Here is an 18,696-nt window from a genome sequence, read left to right as displayed (position 1 = left end):
GGCCTGAACACCGTGACGATCAACTGAAACAACCAACGCTTAACTTTCAAAAACCCTCCATTCCGCATACAGAGCACAAACATGAAACGAGACTACGACCTCATCCGCCTGATCCTGCTGGCGGCGGAATCCGACGCTCCGCAAACCTTCCCAAACTACGACGCCGAAACCGTCGGCCATCACATTTACCTGCTGTGGCAAGCCGGCCTCGTAGAAGCCATCGACACCTCCCTAGCTTCCGGCCGCCATAAACTCGCCAGCTATCCGCGCCTAACCTGGCACGGCCATGAATTCCTGGACCAGATTCGCGACGACGGCATTTGGCAAAATGCCAAAACCCACGTCATCAAACCCGGCGCCGGCCTTGCCTTCGACCTGCTGACCGCGTGGCTCAAACAAGAAGCCGCTAGCCGTCTAGGATTGAACTTATGAGCACTTCAAAATCGGCCAACAACCGCGCTTCCGCCGGCCCCGCGCCTCTCCCGGACGCCGCCTTCTTCGCCAACACCGCCAGCAAATCGGCCACATGCCCTAGCTTTTCCCGTACCGGAATCGGGCGACGGCTCAAGCACTCCCGCAGCAAAACCAGCTCATCACCCGCCCGATTGACCCGCAGCAACACCGACGCTTCCGAAAACTCCATCGGCAACCCATTGGCCAACGTAAACACCCGAGGCCATACCCGCGTTGTAAGCCCTTCCACCGCGCTAACCGGCACCTTAAGCCACGGACCATCCGCCGCCTCCAGCCGCTGTACCACCGGCCGCAGAACCGCTAATGCCCGCCTAGCCAACCACTGCTTAATCATAAAAACTCCAAAAAAAATGCCCGGCCGACCGCTCGGAACACCGAGCGGCCGAAACCGGGCGAGCTGGGCATCCCTTCCCCCAGGAGGTACGTTGGAAACGTCAATAATCCAAGGCTGATCATGCCGCGCCTCGTTGCTGCATGTAGCCGAGGCGGTAGACAGCATCTTCGCAATCCAGGCTGAAGTAAGCCTCCAGCTTGGCGACGTTGACCACGCCGGGATTAGGAATCTTGCCGATCGCAAACTTTTGCAGCCAATGGAAGGTCACGCCGCTTTCTGCCGCGACGGTTTTGTAGTCGCCGCGCTCGGCAACCAAGGCTTGTAACCGCTCTACGCGTTCGATGATGTTCATGCGCGTAGGCTAGTGAAATTACACTAGCTAGTCAAGCAGCATTTTACTAATCCTCAGATATATCATGCTTGAATGAATGCACAAGAAATCCTCGCGACCAACCTTCGCCGCTTGATGGATCATTACGGTTACTCACAAACGGATGTTGCGGCGAAGGCTGGCGTTTCGCAAAAAAATGTTTCAGACATCCTGCGCGCGCGCGGAAAATTTGGGCCAGGAATAGCGATTGTTCAGGACATTTGCGAGCGGTGTTTTAAGATCACGATTTGGCATATCATGATGCCAAACTGCCCGGATGAACTTTTGTTTAACCACTCAATAGAGAAACTCGTTGATAATTTCATTCACAACGACAAAAAGGGCCGCGATGCAACCCTATCGGTTTCTGAAATTCGCGCTCAAGACTATATCGTTGAGCAAAAAAAAGGATGATCTATGCTAATCAAATGCAAAGAATGCGGAAAAGAAATCAGCTCAAAAGCGGAAAAATGCCCACATTGCGGAGTTAAGCGAAACACCGGCTGCCTTGGCACGCTACTATTGATCCTAGCCGCTTTAGTCGCCTTCACGGCGTATTTATCAAGCGGTTCAAGCAAGCCTTCAAAATCCGCTACCTCCTCAGTCACCCACCAGCAAAATCCACTTAGCCAAGCGCAAAAAGAAAACCTAAAAAATCTAATAAACGAATATATAAAAGCCGGAATTTTTACCAAAATCGACGCAAGCTCAGACACCCCGCACGCCTTTATCGGTCGATCTTTTCAAGTCATCACCATCGACGACAAGCGCACCGCACTGAATTTAGTGAAAGTGCTATACGCCTCCGAACTGGTCACCATTTATGACGGGTTTAGCGGAAAACGGCTAGGGTATTTCGACGGTTATAACTTGAATATGGATTGACCATGAAAAAACAGACCCTATTATTTTTGTTTTTATTAATTAGCTTACTCGCCGGCTGCGCCGCTATGGATCACGGCTTTACCCAAACCTCCAAAATCGTCACCCGCAACGATCAAGGTCAGGACACCCGCTGCGACGTCAGCAACGAGGAAGGCCACTGGCGCAACATTAAACCCGGAGAAGCCTTTGTGCTGCACCGCGACGGCAACCCGGCCGTCGCCAATTGCCAATCGTCCACGCAACACGGCACCGGTAGCGACGACCCGGAATTTAAAACCCGCTTCTTGATTCAAGACCTGATCCTGGACGCCTGTATCATCAGCTGCTGGGTAGACGGGATCGGCAATGCTTTTTTTGACTACTCCGGCTTGATCATTGTGCCGATGACGCCGTAGCCAGCCAGCCGATGGACTTATGCCCCTTTCCATTTAACGGCTACGCCCAGCATTTGGCGGAGCTGGATAAACTGGCGGAAAACCCCTTTCCATCGCCCAATCTGAGCGAGTGCAAAACCTTACTCGACCTTGCCTTGGTACCCCTCGAGCATAGCTTGTCGAACCAACCACGTGCGCTGGCGTTTCTCCGCCCCATTCGTCAAGACTTCCAGCGCCTCCATCGTCGTTCCGCCAATCAGTCCGATCACGCACTCATCAACCACGCGCGCCGGTCGATTCAAATCAACCTGGCCTGCCTGCGCTCCGGCGTCGGCCAATTGCAAGCAAGCAATTCCCTCATCTAACAGCCTAAAAATCCACTCGTACTGCTCGGGCTCCCGCACCGCAAACAGCACGGCATTGATAAAGCACGCCACCGCCGGCACCTGACGAGCCGAAACGCCGCGCGCGACCAGCGCCGCCTCTAAATCAGCCCCGCCCAAGCTATCCAAAATGGCCGCCAAGCCCTGATGGCGGCGTTCGCTTATCTGTGCGCTATCGCTCATTTCCCGCCCCTGCTATCGCACCGCAACCGCGCGGCAATAAAAATTTTACTATCGTTAGTGAAATTTTACTTGACCAACTAAAAAACTAGCAGTATTTTACTACGCAACAAAGCAGCCAGCCTTGTTGACTGACCTCCGACACCTGCCCGGCTCCGGCCGGGCTTTTTTCACACCGGGAGCATTTTATGTTTGGAAAATTATTTAAAACCGCCAAAGCCGTTCACCACCAAAACCTGATGGAAGCCATTGTTGCCGGCTCCATGCTGGTCGCCGCCGCCGACGGGACCGTCGAGAAATCCGAACTCGACAAGCTCGACAAACTTTTAACCAGCAACGAAAACTTGTCGGCATTCAAGCCGGGCGACATTCGTAAAGTCATATCCCGTTATCAGAACGTGCTGGAAGCCGATTTCGGTGTCGGTCAGCAAAAAATGATGAAAGAACTGGCCGACATCAGCGACAACCCGGACCACTGCGAAGAGGTTTTCCTAAACATGCTGGCCATTGCCAAAAGCGACGGCGAAATCGAACCGGGAGAAAAAGCCGTGCTAACCAAAGTCGCTCGCAGCCTAGGCATTAGCTTGGACGAATACGGACTGGCCGCGTGATGTGCATCGTTATAGACATTATTGCCATCGCTTTTTTTCTAGCGTGGATTTGGTTCCGTAAATAAGCCGCCGCCCGGCTCCGGCCGGGCTTTTTTGCAAGCCGCTCGGATTGAGGACTACCTCAGCCAAGCTTTTTAGCCACGCATAACGCCGGGCGGCTTGCCAAAAAACAACGGGAGAAACACATGAACATGAAAGAAGCAAAGCAAGTGTTGATGGACTTAGCCGCCGGAAAGAATCACGGCATTAAGTATGAGCTGTTTGATCATGGAAACGGGTCGTGTTCTCAGAAATGCCACATATATATCCAAAGCCATGGATGGCAAGAAGCGGCGCATTGGGATGAAGCCATCAAAGCCATGCAGGATCAAATATCCGGCAAGCCGTCGATTAGCGAAGACCTGCCGATTTCCAAACCGGAATAACGCCATGAACGACCAACTTAGACGCATTACCGCCAGCGCCTACCAAATCGCGCAGGCCAACGCCATCGCCAATCCAGACCAAGTCCGGCAAATCACCGGCTTGCTGGTCGAGAAAATCTGCGACGGCCTGGACCACGCCGCCGCACTGGAAGCCGCACGCCATCTGGCCCACGACCTGCGCGACAAAAACCGCCGCAGCGCCGCCGTGACCAACTTGCTGGCCGACATCAACCAGCTGGCGCTGTTTCGCCCACAAGCGTTGAACTAGGAGCACCGATGGCCACTTACCGAGAACGCGTCGCCGCCGCCCTAGCAGCCAGCCGGGTAGGCTTAACCAATGCCGAGCTGGAAAAAATTACCGGCATTGCTATCAATAACTGCCACGTAGTCGGCGATAACCTCAAAAAAGCCGGTCACGCCGAGCGCGTTGGCGTTAACGGCTCGCTGCGCTGGCTGATCACGCCAAAAGGCCGCAGCTACTACGCCGGCCTGGGCATCGCCCCGACCGACGAGACCAACAACGACGAATTGGAGGACTACCCATGCGCCGGCTAATCGATTGGATATACCACCACCAGCGCCGCCGCTGGCAACGCCGGCAAGACCGCTTGGAACGGGAAAGCTTAACCTCGATGAGAGCTTGGAAATGAGCTGCTATTGCGACGGCGAACGCCCGAAAATTTATTCAGCGTCTCGCCGCATCGCCCGCAAAGCCCATCGCTGCGACGAATGCTGCCGGACTATCCAACCTGGAGAACGTTACGAATACGTGTTTGGCGTGTGGGACAGACCGGAACAATTTAGGACCTGTCAACACTGCCTAGCGCTACGGAACTACACCAGAGATAACGTGCCCTGCCTATGCTGGATGCACAGCAACATGATCAACGACTGCATCGAAACCTTGCGCGAATACGCCCACGAACTCCCCGGCCTGCTATTTCGCGGATACCGCCTGCAAATCGCGATTACCGGCCGCAAACAAAACAATAGGAATGCCGCATGACCATCAACCAAATCATCACCGCCATTCTTAACCGCGAAGGCGGCTATGTTAACCACCCCGCCGACCGGGGTGGCCCGACTAACTACGGCATCACGCTGAAAACTCTGGAATCCTACCTGGGCCGGGCCTGCACCGCGACGGACGTGCAACAAATCGACCGGCGCACGGCTTACGAAATTTACTATCGGCATTACTACCAAGTGCCGCGGATTTGCGATTTACCCGAAGCGCTGCAACCGGTGCTGACGGACATGGCCGTTAACCACGGCCCCAACCGCGCCGTGATATTGCTACAAGAAGTATTACTGTGCCACGGCAAACCCATCGGCCGCGCCGACGGCCGCATCGGCCAGCAAACCATCGGCGCCGCCCAGCAATGCTGGGACGATCTGGGCAACGATTTACTTCGCACCCTGGTTCAGCGCCGCGTCACATTCTACGAATCCATCGTTAAACACGACGAAACCCAACGCGAATTCCTGCGCGGCTGGATACGCCGCGCCGAGGAATTTCTACCGGAGCGGGAAGCATGAAACGCGGGCCCCGGAACTCTGTGATTTTCGAGCCGCATCACGACGCCGTGATTCGCGTTGCCTACGCTCCCGAAAACTACGGCACCAATCGCGGCGTCAGCCATGCTGCCAAAGTGCTGAGCCTGTCGCTGGATACCGTGCACAACCGAGCGGTGGCGCTCGGAATTTGCGTACCGGGCTACAAAGAAAACCCCAACTGGACCGATGCCGAAAACGCGCTGCTGATCGACAACGCGCATAAACCGCTGCAAACCATTCGCTGCGCTTTGATCGCCGCCGGACACCGCACCACTTCGGTCGCCGCGATCCAGCGCCAGCTGCGCCAGCTGCAGATCAGCCAGCGCCAAGAACGCACTGACGCCGGAATTTACAATCCAGAGACGCTAGCACCTCTGCTGGGACTGAGCGCATCCCGTATCCGGCAGCTGATCCAGACTGGAAAAATTAAAGCGATCCGAGACAAACAGAGCGGCGAGCACCGAATTACCGCGCGGCAATGCAAGGAGTTTATCGTTCATTACCGGCAAAGCCTGGTCGCGCATAAGCTCGATATGTACTGGCTGGTCGACGTACTGACGGGGGCGATTAAATGAATCAGCGTAGCCACGGACAACGTAAACAGTCCGACATCTTCGGACTTAACCGGTTTGGAATCGAAAGCAACCCAACGATTACAGCCGATTTAATTGTCGTTCCGTGTAGCGGCGGCAAGGATAGCCAGGCCTGCATAAAACTGGCAAAAACGACAGGAAAACGTGTTATCGGCGCGTTTTGCGACACTAAATTCGAACACCCGCTAACGTATTCTCACATTGATCGAATGCAAAACTTGTACGGTATAAAAATTTATCGAATTAACGAAGGGTCTAGCGTTCCTGAACAAGTCATTAGACATAGGGAATTCCCCGGTATCCGCCATAGATTTTGCACCAAGAATTTAAAAATCAGGCCATCCAAGCGGTTCTATGAGTCTCTATCGAGAGAAGCAGGACCATTTGAGGTGTGGATAGGGGTTCGCAAAGATGAATCGACGGCCAGAGCGAAGCGCTACTCCGGGTTAATCGGAGATGAGATTTTGTGCCCTCACGAGTTTATGAGCGAATACCCCAAACGCCTAGCCGCGAACGGAGTTATGTTTCGGCTGCCGATCATCGATTGGTCTGCAGACGATGTATTTGATTATCTGGGCGGAGAAGAAAACCCGCTCTACTCACATGGCGCTAAACGCGTAGGCTGCTTTCCCTGCTTAGCTGTCAGCGACGACCAAATGCGCTGGGCGTTTGGACACGATGAATTCGGCAGAAACCAGTGGCGAACCGTGCATTTTCTTGAGCAGAAAATTGGAAAAACTGCTCTCAGAAACGACACTTACAACAGTTGCTCTTTTTGCAACATCTAAAAAAAATGACCCAACCGTCCAACGCCCTGCCGCGCTACTGCTATGGCGACCCGGCCGACATCATCGACCGCGCCGAACAACGCACCTGCGCCGGCTGCGCCCACATCGAACACGCATTCGGCCGCGACTATTGCGGCAAAGCCAAGCCGCTGGGCAAGCGTTGCAAACTATACCAAGCATTAAAACAGGAGAACTCATGAACAACGCCGAACGCAACCATTTGATTTTGGCCGCCACCAAAGCTACCTTTGATCCGCTTTTCGAACAAATTCAAAGAGAAGCCGCCGCATTGGTCGCCAACAAGATTCCGCCGAAATTTATCGAGCTGTTACAAGACGAAGCAGCGTTGCCGTTCTTGCAAAAATTTAGCAACCAATACATCAACATCGCCAGCACACAACCCAACGATAAAAATCAGCTGGTTTATACCATTATGACTAGGCCAGACTTTTTGAAAGTGCTGTGGAGCATACCTGGCTACAGGGGTGAAGGCGCAAAACCTATCAGGGCACCTGGCTTAATTTGCGATTTTCAGACAAAAGATTGTCGAATAGAGCACGACGACTTGCATGCGCTGTATATCAAAACCTGGAGCGATTTATTTACCGCAAACAGCGAATTATCCAAACTGGCCCATAGCTACAACTCCCGCAAAAAATTCGAAACAGACTTCCCCGCTCTGGCAATTTATCTGCCAGAAGCCAAAACCCCGGCCAAACTGCCGATGATTCAAGTCGATAGCGTCAAACAAACTCTTTCTGATCTTGGCATCCCAGCGAGCGCAGCATGACCACCATCCACCTCCACGGCGTCTGGGCCAATACAACCCGCCGCCGCGTCAGTCGCGGCCTGACTTCATACCAAGTCTGGGACCGTGCCGACGGACGCCACTTTGTCGGTGACAAAACCAGCGGCAAACGCCGCACTTTAACGATCAACCAAGCCACCGCCCGCGCCCTGGCTGACATCTACAGCGATACCGATTTTGCTAATCAATGCAAAGCGGCGCTGGATCAAGCGGAGCGAGCGGGCAATCCGAATTTTTACCGGGGATAACGCATGCTCAGCACCCAACTCCACCGCCTAAGCCCAGCGCAAATCCAGGAACTTGCCAGCACCATGCTGGAAGCCTCGATCGGCCACGCCGGCGGCGGCCACTGGCAAGAAACCTTCCGCCGCGCCAAACAGCGCAAAGTCGGCTTGATGCGGCGGATTTACGACCTGCTGCAAACTGCCACAGCCGAGGAAATTGAGGGCATGACTAAAGAATTGATGGGGGATCAATGAATGAGCTGGCTCTTTTCTCAGGCGCTGGTGGCGGCATACTCGGCGGACAATTGCTCGGCTGGCGGACTGTCTGCGCCGTTGAACGTGATGCCTACGCCGCACAAATTCTGGCACAGAGACAAAACGACGGAATCCTGGAACCTTTCCCGATATGGTCTGACGTGTGCACTTTTGACGGAAAGCCGTGGCGCGGACTTGTTGACGTGGTATCGGGAGGATTTCCTTGCCAAGATATTAGCGCCGCCGGAAAAGGGGCCGGCATCGATGGCGCAAAGTCAGGATTGTGGCGACACATGGCACGCATTATCAGTGAAGTTCGACCGAGATTCGTGTTCGTGGAAAATTCACCACTCCTTGTTTCCAACGGACTTATCCGAGTCACAGGTGATCTTTCCTTGCTGGGGTATGTTGCGCAATGGGGAATTATTGGAGCGATCGACGCCGGCCTGGATAACAACCGGAAACGTTTATGGCTTGTTGCCAACGCCGACAGCGACAGACTACAAAGGATCGACGCCACATCAAGTGCAAAGGCGGCACAAAAAAGGCAACGGTCTGACATTGCGCGAATTCTTAGCGAAATACACACAGGCCAACGCTACCGTGTACCCGAATCCTGGATTCTTAGAACAAGCGATGGACTGGCCCATCGGGTGGACCGCACTAGAGCCCTTGGCAACGGACAAGTACCGGCAGTGGCGGCAACAGCATTCAGGGTTTTGACTTCATGAAAACCCTAGACCTCCACGCCGCCACCGACTTGCTCAAGCTCCACCCCAGCACCGTACTGGCCAAAGCCCGCGCCGGCGAAATCCCGGCTGCCAAACCCGGCAAATGCTGGGTGTTTATCGAAGACGATTTGATCGCCTACCTGCGCGGGCTGTACACTTCGCCCCGGCAGGATGCAAGCGAAGAACCAAAACAGGAGGCCGCATGGTCCCGATCTTTAAAAGAACCGGCTCAAATAACTGGTATTACAAGTTTTCGCTTAACGGAAAAACAATATACCGATCTACTGGAACCGCCGAAAAAAGACAAGCGCAAGAAATCGCCGACCGCGCCCGCGCTCAAGCCTACGACGTCACCGTACTTGGCCAAAAGCCGCGCTACATCTGGCAAGACGCGGTAGCTAAATGGCTGTCGGAAAGCGAAAAAAAGTCGATCGACACTGACCGCTATCATTTTAAATGGCTGCGGACGCACTTGGACGACGTGCACCTGGACGAAATCGACGAGGTCAAAATCGACGAAATCATTCAAGCTAAGCTTAAGGTCGCCAGCCCGGTGCGCGTCAATCGCACCACGGAGCTGGTGCGGGCGGTGTTGCGTAAAGCACGGGATGAGTGGAAATGGATAGCCAGCGTGCCGCACATCCGCCGCTTCAAAGAGCGCACCGGTCGGCTGCGCTGGCTCACGCACGAAGAAGCCGAGCGGCTGCTGGCGGAACTGCCACCGCACCAGAGGGCCATGGCGATCTTCACGCTGGCCACCGGCCTGCGCGAAAGCAACGTGACGCATTTGGAATGGTCGCAGATCGACATGCAACGGAAGATCGCCTGGATACACGCCGACCAAGCCAAGGCCGGCAAAACCATCCGGGTACCGCTCAACGCGGACGCGATCGACGTGCTACGGGAACAGATCGGCAAGCATCAAACGCGAGTCTTTACGTATCGCGGCAACCCGATCGAAAAAGCGGGGACGAAGTTTTGGCGGGAAGCGCTGAAACGCGCAGGGATAGACGGCTTTACTTGGCATGGCTTACGCCATACCTGGGCCAGCTGGCACGTGCAAAACGGCACGCCGCTGAATGTGCTGCAGGAATTGGGGGGATGGGCCAGCTATGATATGGTGCAGAGGTATGCCCACCTCGCACCAGATCACCTAGCCGACTTTGCCGCTAACGTTTCCGGACTCGTTGCAAAACCGTTGCAGCCTAAAACAGTGACAAAGCTAAAACAACGCTAAACTCTTGATATGAATGGTGGCGACACCGGGAATCGAACCTGGAACCTCGGGGTTATGAATCCCGCGCTCTAACCGGTTGAGCTATGTCGCCACTGACATCAACTCAAGAGCCGCATAGTGTATGACAAGCTGGTTTTTGTGTCAAACGTTGAAACGGAAATGCATGACATCGCCGTCTTGCACCTTGTACTCTTTACCTTCCAAACGCCATTTTCCAGCATCCTTAGCGCCCTGTTCGCCATTGTAGCTGACAAAATCTTGATAAGAGATCACTTCGGCCCGGATGAAGCCTTTTTCGAAATCGGAGTGGATAACGCCCGCGGCTTGCGGCGCGGTCGCGTTCACGGGAATGGTCCAAGCGCGGACTTCCTTGACGCCGGCTGTGAAATAAGTGGACAAATTCAACAACTGATAGGCGGCGCGAACGACGCGATCCAGCCCTGGTTCATCCAAACCCAGATCCTGCAAAAACTCCTTTTTCTCTTCGTCTTCGAGCTGAGCGATCTCGGCTTCGATTGCTGCGCAGACCGCGACAACCGAGGAGCCTTCCTTTTCCGCGAATGCCCTGACTTGATCCAGCATCGGGTTATCGTCGAAACCGTCGTCCTGTACATTGGCGATGTATAGAGTCGGCTTGATGGTGATCAAGCATAACTCCTTGATCAACTTGACTTCATCGTCACTCAAGCCGAGCGTGCGGACCGGCTCCCCCCGATTCAATTGTTCCAACACCCGCTCCAACACTTCTTTTCGGGCCAATTCGTCCTTGTTTCCGGACTTAGCGATTTTCGCCGCTTTCTGCAATGCCTTTTCGACCGATGCCATATCGGCCAATGCCAATTCGGTATTGATCACCTCAATATCGCCGATCGGATCGACCTTGCCCGCCACGTGAATAACGTTGTCGTCTTCAAAACATCTGACGACATGAACAATGGCATCGGTTTCGCGGATATTTCCCAGAAATTGGTTACCCAAGCCTTCGCCCTTGGACGCACCGGCCACCAGTCCGGCAATATCGACGAATTCTATCGTCGTCGGCAGTATGCGCTCGGGTTTGACGATTTCCGCCAGTTTATCCATGCGCGGATCGGGGACCGGGACCACGCCGACGTTGGGATCGATGGTGCAAAAGGGATAGTTTTCGGCGGCGATCGTGGCTTTGGTCAACGCATTGAATAAAGTCGATTTACCGACGTTGGGCAAGCCAACGATTCCGCAATGAAGTGCCATGGCAATAATTCAGCAGTGATGAGAGTCGATGAAACCCGGCGGGGCCGGAGTACGAAAAGCCCGGAATTATAGCAAGGAATGGGCCAGCAAACATCAGGACAAACGCGGTATCTCGATGCCAAATCTCCGGATGAAAGCCACTGGATTTAAGCGGTCGCCACGAAAACAATGACGGCAATAGCCGCCTAACGCTTAGTAGTTGTAATACCAACGCCCGGTGTCCCAGCGCCAGTGGTAGTTATATCCGCTAGACCAATAGTTATAGAAGGTCGAACGCCAGCGATCCCAATAGCGGTAGTTGCTTTGCAAGGTTTGCCGAGCTTGGGTAGCTTCCTTTAGCAGCGTACGCGCCTCTTTGTCGCCCTTGCTCGCGGTCATGCTCAGCCATTTTTCGGCCTCGCCGGGGTCCGACCCCATTTCGCCCAAGCCGGTCAAGTACAAACGTCCCAGCGCTTTCTGGGCTTCGAAATGCCCGCGCTCGCCGGCGCTGCGCATCCATTCCACGGATTTATGCGTGTTTTGCTTGATGCCATCGCCGCGAAATAACCGTAATGCTAAATCGTAGGCGGCGGAAGGGTCTTTTTCCGCGAGAGCTTCCAGATCAACCATCCGCTGATTGGCGGCTTCCTCCTCCGGACTGCGTTTGGCCGGGTCGAAGCTTGCGTAATTCCTGGGCCGGTCGGCGCAACCGCTTTCGTCGCAAATGGTAACGGTGTTGACGTTTGCAACCGGCGGCGGCGTCTGCGTACACCCCGGCAAAGTCGCGATTTCCCATAGAATTGCTATCCAGAACGATGCTTTCATATTTGTCGGTCTCGTTATCGCGTTAGTTTCTAACTTGAGCTATCATGCCGGCCTATCTTATTTGCTAATCGGCGCGTTAGACAACTGGTTTTCACGTTCACCCCCGTGTATTTTCAAAGAGAATTGACCCACACAACTGAGGAGTTTTTATGAGCAAACGGCCCACTAACAAAATCTGGCTATCGGCTGTCATGGCGACCCTAAGCGGCTGCGCCACGCAACAAGCGGGATTGCAAACGGGCGGCAGCAGCCAAATGGTAACCGGTTCCGCGGGGGGAGCAACCAGTGTGAATGCGAATAAATCCTTGGAGCGTTGCACTACCCCGCTGGGAACCTTGGCCGTCGCCGACGGCCGCTTCAGCGGCTCCAGCAACGTAACTACGGTCGAACCGTTGATTCGGCTGGCGGTGCAACAATCGAATTGCTTTGTTTTGACCTCTATCGGCAACCGCGCCACCCGGGCGCTGATCAATGAAATTACCGGCGAACAGCGCGACTCCGGCGAATACCGCTCAGGCTCCAAGCAACACAAAGGTCAACGCGTCGCCGCCGATTATCTGCTCGATCCGCAAGTCATTGTCGCCAACGAAGCCACGAGCGGCAATAGCAACAACATCGGCGCCGGTCTGGTCGGCATTGGTCTGAGCGCGGCCGGCCTGGGCGCGCTGGGCGCGGCCGCTGGCGCCTTGTCGAACTCGGTGGAGACCAGAACCTCGGATGTGGCATTGACCTTGACGGATATCCGTTCGACGGTACAAGTCGCGATTTCCTCTGGCAGCGCGACCGCCAACAATACCAATTTTTCCGCGGCCGCCGGTATCGGCGGCTGGGGTTATCTGCTCGGAGGCGGGGTCGGCGGCGGTGTCAGTTCCTTCTCGCGCACGCCGGAAGGCCAAGCCATCGCGGCGGCATTCTTCGACGCTTACAACAATATGGTCATCGCCGTACGCAACTATAAAGCGCAAGACGTACAAGACGGTTTGGGTACCGGCGGTTCGTTGAAAGTAAAATAGCGCCAGGCCGGCACTCGTTAAAGGCGCTTAACCGGCGCCTTTTTTATTGCCGCGGCGAATTCAACCGTCTTTGGTCAAACCGTTGGAGTACACCACGATACGGTCCCGGCCGCTGGTTTTGGCTTGATAAAGCGCCAAGTCGGCGCAATGAATGATGTCGTCGATATCGATGGCTTCGTGGGTATCGTGGTAACCGCTATCGACGCAATGCAAACCCACGCTCAACGTGACGCTGACCGATTCCAGCCCGACATGCCAGCGCAAGGTCTTGATTTCCTGCCGGATACGTTCCGCCAACGCGTAGCCGCCCTCGCAGCAAGTATTGGTGAATACCAGCACGAACTCTTCTCCGCCAAACCGAACCAGGATATCGCTGGCCCTGACCAGTTTTTTGAGTGCTTCGGACACCCCTACCAGAACTTCATCCCCAAACAAGTGCCCGTAGAGATCGTTGATGCGCTTGAAGAAATCGATATCCATTACCAGCAGGCAGAAGCTGTTCCGGTAGCGCTTGTGATGCGAGATTGCGATTTCCACTTGGTCGTAAAAGTAGCGGCGATTGTGCAATCCCGTCAGTTGGTCGAGCATCGACATACTGGCGAAATGGTCTTTGAGTTGCTTGGTCTCGGCAACCAATGACTCCAATTGCGAGGTTCTTAGCGCAATCTGCTGATCCATTTGTCGCAGCAATCGCCGAGTCGTTATCAATTGGCCCAACATGTTCTTGTAGATTTCCAGTAAGCGCATATGCCAATCGGTGAAGAAATACGGCAGCGGATGCGAAACGTTCAAGACCCCGATCAATTGCTCGTCGCAAGTAAACACCGGCACACTGATCAACGAACCCGGCATCGCGGCGCTGTCGCTTTCCGAGCTGAAGCGTTCGTCCTCAAGGCAGTTCTGACAATACTGCAATTGCCCGGTCGAAGCGGCCAAACCGATCACGCCGTCCCCGACCTTGAATCGGGTCGTGTCGCCGGCCGGCACCTCCGGCAAGTTCAGTTCGACAAAACTCAGGCCGACCACATTGGTTAACCAGCCATCGCCGTCCACCGCAAAAAAAGAACAACGTTCCATGTCCTGATTTTGGATCAAACTGGCCAAGGCCCGGCGAATCAATTGTTTTTCATCGTCGGCCTGATAGCTGACTTCCGACAGTTCTTTAACGGTCGAAAGCGCGTTGAACAAGTCCACCACCAGATCGTGCATGCCGAATCCGTAAGCACCGCCGTTCGTCCCGGAACCATAACTATTGTCGGCCATCAGTTCCCCATCACGTAGGCCAATTGCTGCATTGCCACCCGGCTTTCCAGCAACTGCTCGGCTATCGCGTTCAACGTCTCGATCGGCAACCGCAACGCCTGACAATTCTGCAAATAAGCGGCCGGCTCGAATTCGACGCCAGAGGCGAACTCCGCGCTGAACCGTCGACAAAGACGTAACAAATCCAACAACGACTGCTCCTGCCCGACATCATCGTGGCGTTGATACTGAGACAAAACCGACTGATACAACTCCGGCAAATGCCATTTTTTTAATAAGGCCGCGCCAATTTGAAAATGACTGAGACCAAACTGACCGCTGACCAAATCGGTCACTCGTTCCGGACCACGCTCGGCGGTGATAAAGATCTGGTTAAGTTGATCCGGCGCCAGAAATCCCAAGGCCAATATACCGATGTCCAATAACAAGCCGCTGGTATATACGGTAGACGGCGCCAAATGTTGCAGCGCGCCTATTTCCGAGGCCAGCTTTTGCGCGGCGACCGCCGTGACCAGGGAACGCATCCAAAAATAGTCGCTTTCGAAAGTTTGACATTTACCGGTATCGAACTGGACGTTAAAAATGACCCCTAACGCCAAGCCCTTGACTAAATCCAGCCCCAAAACCTGAAACACCGCGCTCCGAATGTCGGTAGTCGTCTTGCCTCGCGAAAAATACGCGGAATTAGCCAATCCCAACAGGCGGGCCACTAAACTCGGCGACGTCGAAAGCGCCGCGACCAGGCGGTCAATGGAAATATCCGGCGTGTTAATCGCCTGCAAAATTTGCAAACTGGCTTGGGGCAATACCGGCAAATTTTTTAGCGCCCCGACTTGCAACTGCAAGGTTTCCATCGCATTCACTAGCGTCTATCTCGCGAAAAGCCGGAAATTTTTAGACTGACGACCAATCTGCGATAGTCGTTCTCGGGCAGTGCATCCCGAAAAATCGGCAACCTCTCGACACTTCCGCCATCCGTCCGATAATGCAAAATAGTCAGCATCCGAGTTGTCACCGTAGTTGATTCGATTCGTATCGGCTGAAATGCTTCAAGGTCCGCCGATATTTCCCAGCCGCCGCCCGGAGTATAGCGCAGAAAAAATGGCCGTGTTTTTCGAAACACCCCGCTGTTAACCGCCGTCAAAATCAATAAGCCGGCCGCCGCCAACCGATAGACCAACGGCATGCCGTTCTCAAAGCAAGCGTACAGTGCCGCGGCGTGCAGGCCACACAACAACTTGAGCGCCGATCGCGACTCGCGGACGGCAAACTGCAACGGAGGTTCGAAATTTCGCTTCATTAAAACGATCTCGCGATCAGGCTACGGTAAACTAATAGCGGAATGCCACCTTTAAACTTAAACATGAACACCGATACGATCGACAAACTGCCCGACAATCTTGATCCGCGTGACGAGCATGCCACTCTTTACCCGGCCACCGGGCTAGCCGCGATCGAGGTCATCGGCGCCGACAGCGCCCGGTTTTTGCAAGGTCAGCTGACGTGCGACATTCAGCAGATCAGCGAAACCCAAGCCAGTATCGCGGCTTTTTGCAACGCGAAGGGTCGGGTCATCAGTACCTTGCTGGTGATAAAAAAAACCAACGGCTATTGGTTGGTAATGCCAACCTCGCTAGTCACCCCGGTTATCGAAAAACTGCGCAAATACGTGTTGCGCGCCGCCGTGACTCTCGGCGACGCCAGCGACCGTCTAAGCGTCGCCGGGCTGACGATTGCGGCCGGCCACGAATTCCACTCGCTTCCGTTGCCGGAGAAGGATTGGTCGGTCGGCCACGCACCGCTAACGATAGTCAAACTGCCCGGCCGCCGCCGGTTTTTGATCTTGGAAAAGCACGATAGCGCCATACTAACAGACTTAATTAGCCGACCTGAAACCGATTGGCGCTACCAGGATATGCTTGACGGTTTGCCTTGGTTCGATGCGTCTCAATCCGAACAACACTTGCCGCAAATGCTCAACATCGACGGCCTCGGCGGCATCAGCTTCACCAAAGGCTGTTACACCGGCCAGGAAATCGTCGCCAGAAGCCATTATCTTGGTAAGGTGAAACGGCAATTGCTTGTTGGCGGCTGTGCCGGCGAATTGACGATCGCACCGGGTACACCGGTGTTGGATGGCGACACAGGTCAAACCGTCGGCAGCGTGCTGAGCTCCGCTCACAACGGCGACACCCGCTTGCTGCTGGTATTACACGCGCTTGAAGGCGAGTCAAAACGCTTTATACTTGGCGACGAACATCAGACGCCGCTTAGTTTAATCCTCGCCGAATAGGGCACAGCATCATGCAATTCAAATCCGTCAACGACTTTTTAGCCCATGTCCAAGCGGAACTGGACGCCAATCGTTTGGTGCTGCCGACCCTGCCGGACGTGGCGATCAAGGTTCGCGACGCCGTCAGCAAGGGCGACGTGACCGCGCAAAGTCTGGCCGAGATCATTGCCACCGACGCGGCGATTTCCGCGCGGCTGATACAAGTCGCCAACAGCCCGCTCTATCGCGGGGCGATGGAAATCAAAAACATCCAGATGGCGGTGACTCGCCTGGGTAACAACACCATCCGAACTTTAGTCACCAGCCTGATCATGCAGCAAATGTTCGCCCCCAAATCGGCCTTGCTGGAAAGTTACTTCCGAACGATCTGGGAGCAAGGCGTCAACGTGTCGGCGATCTGCCGGGCACTGGCCGGTTTTGCTCCGCATCTGAACGCCGACGAAGCCATGCTGGCCGGCTTGATACACCAAATCGGCAAATTGCCGATACTCAGCCTGGTCGAGAATATCCCCGAATTTCGCGACAGTCCGTCCCGCCTCGACAAGTTATTGGAAAAAGCCCACCCGCACGTCGGCAAAATCATCATGGACACCTGGCATTTTCCCGAGGAACTTAAACCGGTGCCTTCCGAATACGTCGACTTTCAACGCGACGCGGGTCCGAAAGCCGATTACGTCGATTTAGTGCAAGTCGCGTTTCTGCAAAGCGTGGCCGGCACCGACCACCCGGCCTGCCGGGTCGATTGGCATTCCGTACCGGCCTTCGCCAAGCTCGGACTGGCCGGCGATGCCGAAATTCTCGAAATCGAAGGCGTGTCCGAAGAAATCGAATTAGCTCAATCCCTATTTTTTTAAATCACGATGATAGACCCGCTTGCCGCCGCCCGCTTTCGCCGCTTGGGCACATTAACCATTTTTGCCGTCTACTTCGTGATTCTGGTCGGCGGCATCGTCCGCGCCTCGGGAGCCGGCATGGGCTGCCCGGACTGGCCGACCTGCTTCGGCCAATGGGTACCGCCAACCGACGAAGCGCAGTTACCCGCCAATTATCACGACATCTACGCCCAACGCGGCTACGAGAACACCACTTTCAACCCGGTAAAAACCTGGACCGAATACACTAATCGCTTGATCGGCGCCAGCACCGGCCTGCTGATATTGCTGACCGCCTGGGCTTCGCGCATTTACCTGAAAGGCGACAAGGGGATCTTCTATCTGGCTGTGACGGTGTTTCTGCTGGTGGGCTTCCAGGGTTGGTTGGGATCGGCCGTCGTCGCCAGCAATTTAAAGCCGTTGATGATCACCCTGCACATGTTGTTGGCGCTGGGCATTGTCGCATTGTTGATCTACGCCATCGCCCGCTCGCAACAACCGCTGTTGGCGCAATTGGACGGCGGGTGGCAAACCCCGCGATTCGCGCTCTTGCTGAAAATCGCGATCGGCATGACCTTGCTGCAGGTTGCGATGGGAACCCAAGTCAGGGAATCGGTGGATTTCATCGCTCACCAGCACAGCTATATCGATCGCCAATTCTGGCGGGATAGCTTTCCCATCATTTTTTACGTACACCGCTCGTTCTCGTCGATCATCCTGTTCACCAATCTGTGGTTGGCCTGGCAAATCGTCGCGCACACCTCGCCCGGCAGTCTGTTGCGGCGCATGGCCTATGCCCTGTGCGTTCTGATCGTGACCGCGATTCTGGCCGGCGTCAGCCTAGATCGCCTGGGTTTTCCGGCCACCGCCCAACCGCTACATCTGCTGATGGCGAATCTGATTTTCGGCGCTCAATTTTTCATTTGGATTTGTCTGAAATACGCATCTGGGCGCCCTGCCTAATCCGTGGACGTTTTATCCAAATTATC

31 protein-coding genes and 1 tRNA gene are annotated in these 18,696 nt (G+C 54.8%); 23 read left to right on the top strand and 9 right to left on the bottom strand.

What is annotated here, in order from left to right:
- Positions 1-81: 81 nt before the first annotated feature.
- Positions 82-432 (top strand): DUF2513 domain-containing protein, encoded by a 351-nt coding sequence (locus tag ACQE3E_RS06545; RefSeq protein WP_427501356.1) that lies wholly within the window; start codon positions 82-84, stop codon positions 430-432.
- Here the strand turns inward: ACQE3E_RS06545 and ACQE3E_RS06540 are convergent.
- Positions 407-808 carry a hypothetical protein gene (locus tag ACQE3E_RS06540; RefSeq protein ID WP_427501355.1) on the bottom strand — a complete coding sequence of 134 codons (402 nt, stop codon included), beginning with the start codon at positions 806-808 and terminating at the stop codon, positions 407-409. The genes ACQE3E_RS06545 and ACQE3E_RS06540 overlap by 26 nt on opposite strands.
- 118 nt (positions 809-926) lie before the next feature.
- Positions 927-1,160 (bottom strand): hypothetical protein, encoded by a 234-nt coding sequence (locus tag ACQE3E_RS06535; RefSeq protein WP_427501354.1) that lies wholly within the window; start codon positions 1,158-1,160, stop codon positions 927-929.
- 72 nt (positions 1,161-1,232) lie between these two features.
- Between ACQE3E_RS06535 and ACQE3E_RS06530 the strand changes: the two genes are divergently transcribed.
- From ACQE3E_RS06530 to ACQE3E_RS06520, 3 genes are read left to right on the top strand one after another with little or no spacing between them, the layout of a single operon-like run.
- Positions 1,233-1,592, top strand: coding sequence for a helix-turn-helix domain-containing protein (locus tag ACQE3E_RS06530; protein WP_427501353.1), 360 nt, complete (start codon positions 1,233-1,235; stop codon positions 1,590-1,592).
- 3 nt (positions 1,593-1,595) lie between these two features.
- Entirely contained in the window at positions 1,596-2,063 is a 468-nt protein-coding gene (locus tag ACQE3E_RS06525; RefSeq protein ID WP_427501352.1) for a zinc ribbon domain-containing protein, read from the top strand.
- Between the two features lie 2 nt (positions 2,064-2,065).
- Positions 2,066-2,458 (top strand): hypothetical protein, encoded by a 393-nt coding sequence (locus ACQE3E_RS06520; protein ID WP_427501351.1) that lies wholly within the window; start codon positions 2,066-2,068, stop codon positions 2,456-2,458.
- Between the two features lie 119 nt (positions 2,459-2,577).
- Here ACQE3E_RS06520 and ACQE3E_RS06515 read toward each other — a convergent pair whose 3' ends face one another.
- Complete coding sequence (locus tag ACQE3E_RS06515) at positions 2,578-3,003, bottom strand: hypothetical protein (RefSeq protein ID WP_427501350.1); 426 nt, start codon at positions 3,001-3,003, stop codon at positions 2,578-2,580.
- Positions 3,004-3,188: 185 nt separating this feature from the next.
- Between ACQE3E_RS06515 and ACQE3E_RS06510 the strand changes: the two genes are divergently transcribed.
- From ACQE3E_RS06510 to ACQE3E_RS06440, 15 genes are all read left to right on the top strand, one after another.
- Positions 3,189-3,611: a tellurite resistance TerB family protein gene (locus ACQE3E_RS06510; protein WP_427501349.1), complete on the top strand. Its 423-nt coding sequence runs from the start codon at positions 3,189-3,191 to the stop codon at positions 3,609-3,611.
- 185 nt (positions 3,612-3,796) lie between these two features.
- The gene (locus ACQE3E_RS06505; protein WP_427501348.1) at positions 3,797-4,036 is read left to right on the top strand and encodes a hypothetical protein; all 240 of its coding nucleotides are present in this window, start codon (positions 3,797-3,799) and stop codon (positions 4,034-4,036) included.
- Between the two features lie 4 nt (positions 4,037-4,040).
- A complete protein-coding gene (locus ACQE3E_RS06500; protein ID WP_427501347.1) occupies positions 4,041-4,304 on the top strand; it encodes a hypothetical protein in 264 nt (87 codons plus the stop codon).
- 8 nt (positions 4,305-4,312) lie between these two features.
- A complete protein-coding gene (locus ACQE3E_RS06495) occupies positions 4,313-4,591 on the top strand; it encodes a hypothetical protein (RefSeq protein WP_427501346.1) in 279 nt (92 codons plus the stop codon).
- A gap of 91 nt (positions 4,592-4,682) precedes the next feature.
- Positions 4,683-5,042 (top strand): hypothetical protein, encoded by a 360-nt coding sequence (locus ACQE3E_RS06490; RefSeq protein ID WP_427501345.1) that lies wholly within the window; start codon positions 4,683-4,685, stop codon positions 5,040-5,042.
- On the top strand, positions 5,039-5,575 hold the full coding sequence (locus ACQE3E_RS06485; protein WP_427501344.1) for a glycoside hydrolase family 108 protein: 537 nt from the start codon (positions 5,039-5,041) through the stop codon (positions 5,573-5,575). The genes ACQE3E_RS06490 and ACQE3E_RS06485 overlap by 4 nt, the downstream gene beginning before the upstream one ends.
- A complete protein-coding gene (locus ACQE3E_RS06480; RefSeq protein ID WP_427501343.1) occupies positions 5,572-6,168 on the top strand; it encodes a hypothetical protein in 597 nt (198 codons plus the stop codon). Before ACQE3E_RS06485 ends, ACQE3E_RS06480 begins: the two co-directional genes overlap by 4 nt.
- Entirely contained in the window at positions 6,165-6,974 is an 810-nt protein-coding gene (locus ACQE3E_RS06475) for a phosphoadenosine phosphosulfate reductase family protein (protein ID WP_427501342.1), read from the top strand. The genes ACQE3E_RS06480 and ACQE3E_RS06475 overlap by 4 nt, the downstream gene beginning before the upstream one ends.
- Positions 6,975-6,979: 5 nt before the next feature.
- On the top strand, positions 6,980-7,174 hold the full coding sequence (locus tag ACQE3E_RS06470; RefSeq protein WP_427501341.1) for a hypothetical protein: 195 nt from the start codon (positions 6,980-6,982) through the stop codon (positions 7,172-7,174).
- Positions 7,171-7,764, top strand: coding sequence for a hypothetical protein (locus ACQE3E_RS06465; RefSeq protein WP_427501340.1), 594 nt, complete (start codon positions 7,171-7,173; stop codon positions 7,762-7,764). The genes ACQE3E_RS06470 and ACQE3E_RS06465 overlap by 4 nt, the downstream gene beginning before the upstream one ends.
- Positions 7,761-8,030: a hypothetical protein gene (locus ACQE3E_RS06460; protein WP_427501339.1), complete on the top strand. Its 270-nt coding sequence runs from the start codon at positions 7,761-7,763 to the stop codon at positions 8,028-8,030. Before ACQE3E_RS06465 ends, ACQE3E_RS06460 begins: the two co-directional genes overlap by 4 nt.
- 3 nt (positions 8,031-8,033) lie before the next feature.
- Positions 8,034-8,261, top strand: coding sequence for a hypothetical protein (locus tag ACQE3E_RS06455; protein WP_427501338.1), 228 nt, complete (start codon positions 8,034-8,036; stop codon positions 8,259-8,261).
- Positions 8,258-8,992 (top strand): DNA cytosine methyltransferase, encoded by a 735-nt coding sequence (locus ACQE3E_RS06450; protein ID WP_427501337.1) that lies wholly within the window; start codon positions 8,258-8,260, stop codon positions 8,990-8,992. The genes ACQE3E_RS06455 and ACQE3E_RS06450 overlap by 4 nt, the downstream gene beginning before the upstream one ends.
- The gene (locus tag ACQE3E_RS06445; RefSeq protein WP_427501336.1) at positions 8,989-9,390 is read left to right on the top strand and encodes a helix-turn-helix domain-containing protein; all 402 of its coding nucleotides are present in this window, start codon (positions 8,989-8,991) and stop codon (positions 9,388-9,390) included. The genes ACQE3E_RS06450 and ACQE3E_RS06445 overlap by 4 nt, the downstream gene beginning before the upstream one ends.
- Before the next feature lie 83 nt (positions 9,391-9,473).
- Positions 9,474-10,229 carry a tyrosine-type recombinase/integrase gene (locus ACQE3E_RS06440; protein WP_427501639.1) on the top strand — a complete coding sequence of 252 codons (756 nt, stop codon included), beginning with the start codon at positions 9,474-9,476 and terminating at the stop codon, positions 10,227-10,229.
- A 14-nt stretch (positions 10,230-10,243) separates the two neighbouring features.
- Here the strand turns inward: ACQE3E_RS06440 and ACQE3E_RS06435 are convergent.
- From ACQE3E_RS06435 to ACQE3E_RS06425, 3 genes are all read right to left on the bottom strand, one after another.
- Positions 10,244-10,320: transfer RNA gene (locus ACQE3E_RS06435), tRNA-Met, on the bottom strand.
- Positions 10,321-10,370: 50 nt separating this feature from the next.
- On the bottom strand, positions 10,371-11,462 hold the full coding sequence (gene ychF, locus ACQE3E_RS06430) for a redox-regulated ATPase YchF (RefSeq protein WP_071155038.1): 1,092 nt from the start codon (positions 11,460-11,462) through the stop codon (positions 10,371-10,373).
- 192 nt (positions 11,463-11,654) lie between these two features.
- Positions 11,655-12,266, bottom strand: coding sequence for a tetratricopeptide repeat protein (locus ACQE3E_RS06425; RefSeq protein WP_064028996.1), 612 nt, complete (start codon positions 12,264-12,266; stop codon positions 11,655-11,657).
- A 149-nt stretch (positions 12,267-12,415) separates the two neighbouring features.
- Here ACQE3E_RS06425 and ACQE3E_RS06420 point away from each other — a divergent pair, with 149 nt between their 5' ends.
- Positions 12,416-13,279 (top strand): hypothetical protein, encoded by an 864-nt coding sequence (locus ACQE3E_RS06420; protein ID WP_281022643.1) that lies wholly within the window; start codon positions 12,416-12,418, stop codon positions 13,277-13,279.
- Between the two features lie 60 nt (positions 13,280-13,339).
- On the opposite strand, the gene ACQE3E_RS06415 is transcribed toward ACQE3E_RS06420, so the two are convergent.
- From ACQE3E_RS06415 to ACQE3E_RS06405, 3 genes are read right to left on the bottom strand one after another with little or no spacing between them, the layout of a single operon-like run.
- Positions 13,340-14,542, bottom strand: coding sequence for a sensor domain-containing diguanylate cyclase (locus ACQE3E_RS06415; protein ID WP_313728633.1), 1,203 nt, complete (start codon positions 14,540-14,542; stop codon positions 13,340-13,342).
- Positions 14,542-15,396 (bottom strand): HDOD domain-containing protein, encoded by an 855-nt coding sequence (locus ACQE3E_RS06410; RefSeq protein ID WP_313729453.1) that lies wholly within the window; start codon positions 15,394-15,396, stop codon positions 14,542-14,544. Before ACQE3E_RS06410 ends, ACQE3E_RS06415 begins: the two co-directional genes overlap by 1 nt.
- Positions 15,397-15,404: 8 nt before the next feature.
- Positions 15,405-15,842, bottom strand: coding sequence for a protein YgfX (locus ACQE3E_RS06405; protein WP_064028986.1), 438 nt, complete (start codon positions 15,840-15,842; stop codon positions 15,405-15,407).
- A gap of 63 nt (positions 15,843-15,905) precedes the next feature.
- Between ACQE3E_RS06405 and ACQE3E_RS06400 the strand changes: the two genes are divergently transcribed.
- The 3 genes from ACQE3E_RS06400 to ACQE3E_RS06390 are packed head-to-tail and all read left to right on the top strand — an operon-like array spanning position 15,906 to position 18,670.
- Entirely contained in the window at positions 15,906-16,835 is a 930-nt protein-coding gene (locus tag ACQE3E_RS06400) for a YgfZ/GcvT domain-containing protein (protein WP_313728634.1), read from the top strand.
- Between the two features lie 11 nt (positions 16,836-16,846).
- Positions 16,847-17,689 (top strand): HDOD domain-containing protein, encoded by an 843-nt coding sequence (locus tag ACQE3E_RS06395; RefSeq protein WP_064028981.1) that lies wholly within the window; start codon positions 16,847-16,849, stop codon positions 17,687-17,689.
- 6 nt (positions 17,690-17,695) lie between these two features.
- Positions 17,696-18,670 (top strand): COX15/CtaA family protein, encoded by a 975-nt coding sequence (locus ACQE3E_RS06390; protein WP_313728635.1) that lies wholly within the window; start codon positions 17,696-17,698, stop codon positions 18,668-18,670.
- Positions 18,671-18,696: the final 26 nt, after the last annotated feature.

Origin of the sequence: Methylomonas sp. MED-D (assembly GCF_050276835.1) — a bacterium.
GTDB lineage: Bacteria > Pseudomonadota > Gammaproteobacteria > Methylococcales > Methylomonadaceae > Methylomonas > Methylomonas koyamae_A.
Note: the sequence above shows the minus strand (reverse complement) of the source record. Positions and strands in the feature narration are given on the sequence as shown.

Bases quoted from the DNA above. Each gene is read 5' to 3' on its own strand.
- ACQE3E_RS06545 (WP_427501356.1), top strand. From the start codon at position 82: ATGAAACGAGACTACGACCTCATCCGCCTGATCCTGCTGGCGGCGGAA.
- ACQE3E_RS06540 (WP_427501355.1), bottom strand. From the start codon at position 808: ATGATTAAGCAGTGGTTGGCTAGGCGGGCATTAGCGGTTCTGCGGCCG.
- ACQE3E_RS06535 (WP_427501354.1), bottom strand. From the start codon at position 1,160: ATGAACATCATCGAACGCGTAGAGCGGTTACAAGCCTTGGTTGCCGAG.
- ACQE3E_RS06530 (WP_427501353.1), top strand. From the start codon at position 1,233: ATGAATGCACAAGAAATCCTCGCGACCAACCTTCGCCGCTTGATGGAT.
- ACQE3E_RS06525 (WP_427501352.1), top strand. From the start codon at position 1,596: ATGCTAATCAAATGCAAAGAATGCGGAAAAGAAATCAGCTCAAAAGCG.
- ACQE3E_RS06520 (WP_427501351.1), top strand. From the start codon at position 2,066: ATGAAAAAACAGACCCTATTATTTTTGTTTTTATTAATTAGCTTACTC.
- ACQE3E_RS06515 (WP_427501350.1), bottom strand. From the start codon at position 3,003: ATGAGCGATAGCGCACAGATAAGCGAACGCCGCCATCAGGGCTTGGCG.
- ACQE3E_RS06510 (WP_427501349.1), top strand. From the start codon at position 3,189: ATGTTTGGAAAATTATTTAAAACCGCCAAAGCCGTTCACCACCAAAAC.
- ACQE3E_RS06505 (WP_427501348.1), top strand. From the start codon at position 3,797: ATGAACATGAAAGAAGCAAAGCAAGTGTTGATGGACTTAGCCGCCGGA.
- ACQE3E_RS06500 (WP_427501347.1), top strand. From the start codon at position 4,041: ATGAACGACCAACTTAGACGCATTACCGCCAGCGCCTACCAAATCGCG.
- ACQE3E_RS06495 (WP_427501346.1), top strand. From the start codon at position 4,313: ATGGCCACTTACCGAGAACGCGTCGCCGCCGCCCTAGCAGCCAGCCGG.
- ACQE3E_RS06490 (WP_427501345.1), top strand. From the start codon at position 4,683: ATGAGCTGCTATTGCGACGGCGAACGCCCGAAAATTTATTCAGCGTCT.
- ACQE3E_RS06485 (WP_427501344.1), top strand. From the start codon at position 5,039: ATGACCATCAACCAAATCATCACCGCCATTCTTAACCGCGAAGGCGGC.
- ACQE3E_RS06480 (WP_427501343.1), top strand. From the start codon at position 5,572: ATGAAACGCGGGCCCCGGAACTCTGTGATTTTCGAGCCGCATCACGAC.
- ACQE3E_RS06475 (WP_427501342.1), top strand. From the start codon at position 6,165: ATGAATCAGCGTAGCCACGGACAACGTAAACAGTCCGACATCTTCGGA.
- ACQE3E_RS06470 (WP_427501341.1), top strand. From the start codon at position 6,980: ATGACCCAACCGTCCAACGCCCTGCCGCGCTACTGCTATGGCGACCCG.
- ACQE3E_RS06465 (WP_427501340.1), top strand. From the start codon at position 7,171: ATGAACAACGCCGAACGCAACCATTTGATTTTGGCCGCCACCAAAGCT.
- ACQE3E_RS06460 (WP_427501339.1), top strand. From the start codon at position 7,761: ATGACCACCATCCACCTCCACGGCGTCTGGGCCAATACAACCCGCCGC.
- ACQE3E_RS06455 (WP_427501338.1), top strand. From the start codon at position 8,034: ATGCTCAGCACCCAACTCCACCGCCTAAGCCCAGCGCAAATCCAGGAA.
- ACQE3E_RS06450 (WP_427501337.1), top strand. From the start codon at position 8,258: ATGAATGAGCTGGCTCTTTTCTCAGGCGCTGGTGGCGGCATACTCGGC.
- ACQE3E_RS06445 (WP_427501336.1), top strand. From the start codon at position 8,989: ATGAAAACCCTAGACCTCCACGCCGCCACCGACTTGCTCAAGCTCCAC.
- ychF (WP_071155038.1), bottom strand. From the start codon at position 11,462: ATGGCACTTCATTGCGGAATCGTTGGCTTGCCCAACGTCGGTAAATCG.
- ACQE3E_RS06425 (WP_064028996.1), bottom strand. From the start codon at position 12,266: ATGAAAGCATCGTTCTGGATAGCAATTCTATGGGAAATCGCGACTTTG.
- ACQE3E_RS06420 (WP_281022643.1), top strand. From the start codon at position 12,416: ATGAGCAAACGGCCCACTAACAAAATCTGGCTATCGGCTGTCATGGCG.
- ACQE3E_RS06415 (WP_313728633.1), bottom strand. From the start codon at position 14,542: ATGGCCGACAATAGTTATGGTTCCGGGACGAACGGCGGTGCTTACGGA.
- ACQE3E_RS06410 (WP_313729453.1), bottom strand. From the start codon at position 15,396: ATGGAAACCTTGCAGTTGCAAGTCGGGGCGCTAAAAAATTTGCCGGTA.
- ACQE3E_RS06405 (WP_064028986.1), bottom strand. From the start codon at position 15,842: ATGAAGCGAAATTTCGAACCTCCGTTGCAGTTTGCCGTCCGCGAGTCG.
- ACQE3E_RS06400 (WP_313728634.1), top strand. From the start codon at position 15,906: ATGAACACCGATACGATCGACAAACTGCCCGACAATCTTGATCCGCGT.
- ACQE3E_RS06395 (WP_064028981.1), top strand. From the start codon at position 16,847: ATGCAATTCAAATCCGTCAACGACTTTTTAGCCCATGTCCAAGCGGAA.
- ACQE3E_RS06390 (WP_313728635.1), top strand. From the start codon at position 17,696: ATGATAGACCCGCTTGCCGCCGCCCGCTTTCGCCGCTTGGGCACATTA.